2 protein-coding genes and 1 pseudogene are annotated in these 1,447 nt (G+C 65.0%); all 3 read right to left on the bottom strand.

The genetic code is table 11. The features are described 5' to 3' along the window. Positions 1-150 (bottom strand): annotated as a pseudogene (locus tag EOA36_RS38665) (diaminopimelate epimerase); the annotation flags it as partial. A gap of 91 nt (positions 151-241) precedes the next feature. Continuing rightward, on the bottom strand, positions 242-403 hold the full coding sequence (locus tag EOA36_RS35315) for a DUF1328 family protein (protein ID WP_127281226.1): 162 nt from the start codon (positions 401-403) through the stop codon (positions 242-244). Between the two features lie 90 nt (positions 404-493). Continuing rightward, positions 494-1,447 (bottom strand): MBL fold metallo-hydrolase (locus EOA36_RS35310; RefSeq protein WP_127281225.1); only part of this gene is annotated, 954 nt, incomplete at its 5' end.

The raw sequence follows: 1,447 nt of genomic DNA, 5'->3' as shown, positions 1-1,447 counted from the left end.
GGCCATTATCTGGTCGAACCGCGTCGCGACGTCGCCATTGAGCGCGATGGCGGCCGCGGCCGTCACCCGATCCGCACGGCCACGCATGTCGGCAACGATGATCTCGTTGCCGATGCCGTTCATCTTGGCGAAAGGGGCCGTGTCTGCCATTGCTCCGAAATTCCATGTCCGTTCGGCGCTATATGGCGGAAACGGGCAGGAATTACCAGTGCGCAGCCGCTTTCACGCGACGGCGCCGGACTTACGTCACCGCGAAGACCCCCAGCAAGATCAACAGGAAGATCACGAGCACGACGCCGATGAGAATGCGCGCGCCGGTGGCGGCGGCGCCGGCCAGCGCCGGCATGCCGAGCAGGCTCGCCGCGGCGGCGACGATGAGAAGAATGATGATCCATTTGAGCATGGGAATGCCTCGTAAGCCGACAGATTTGAAACCGCAGGAAAAACGCGGCTGTCGTGCTTGGGTTCCCGCTCGTTTCGAAGCCTGGTCGGTTCAGGCCGCCGTCGTTTCCGGCACGTCCCAGACTTCGCCGGCCCGCAAGGCGCGAAAATGCTCTTGCGGTACACCCTCAGCCCCGAGCGCCTCGGCCAGTTTTCGGACCGGTTCGTCGATCGGCTCGTCGGTGAGCTGGAAGGTACCCCAGTGGCAGCCGGCGGCAAAGCTTGCGTTGCACAGCTTCATGCCTTGCACCGCTTCCTCGGGATTCTGGTGCTGCGGGGCCATGAACCAGCGTGGCTCGTAGGCGCCGATCGGCAGGATGGCGAAGCGGAAGCCGCCATGTTTTTCCGCCATCAGCCGGTAGTTAATGCCGTCGTGGAAGCCGGTATCGCCGGCGAAGTAGGTCTTCCCGCCCGCTGTTTCGATGACGAAGCCGGCCCACAGCGCCATGCGCCGGTCGCGGGCACCCCGCGCCGACCAATGATGCGCGGGCTCGATGTGGATGGCGGTGCCGTCGGAGACGTCGACCCTGTCGCCCCAGTCATGCGCGGAAAGCCGCATGCCGGGCACCGCGGCGGCGATGATGGCATCGTTGCCGAGCGGCGTCACTACCAGCGGATCGTGCGTCTCCTTCAGCTGCCTCAGCGTGGCAAGGTCGAGATGGTCATAGTGGTTGTGGCTGACCAGCACGACGTCGATCGCCGGCAGATCGTCAAAAGCGATGCCCGGCGGATTGACGCGCCGGGGTCCGGCAAAGGAGAACGGCGAGGTGCGCGCCGACCACACCGGATCGGTGAGGATGTTGAGCCCGGCGGTCTGGATCAGCAAGGTGGAATGGCCGACCATGGTCACGGTCAGTTCGGTACCTTCGACCATCGCGGCCGGCTTTGCCTGTGCGAAGGGGCTCGGACTCGCAGGCGGCCATTTCGAACGCTGGCCGCTGAACTGCCATTTCAGCAGGTCCGTGAAGGGGCCAGGCATCCGGCCGTCGGGGTTGAAGAACAGGGT

It is taken from the genome of Mesorhizobium sp. M8A.F.Ca.ET.021.01.1.1, assembly GCF_003998025.1.
Taxonomy (GTDB): domain Bacteria; phylum Pseudomonadota; class Alphaproteobacteria; order Rhizobiales; family Rhizobiaceae; genus Mesorhizobium.
Note: the sequence above shows the minus strand (reverse complement) of the source record. Positions and strands in the feature narration are given on the sequence as shown.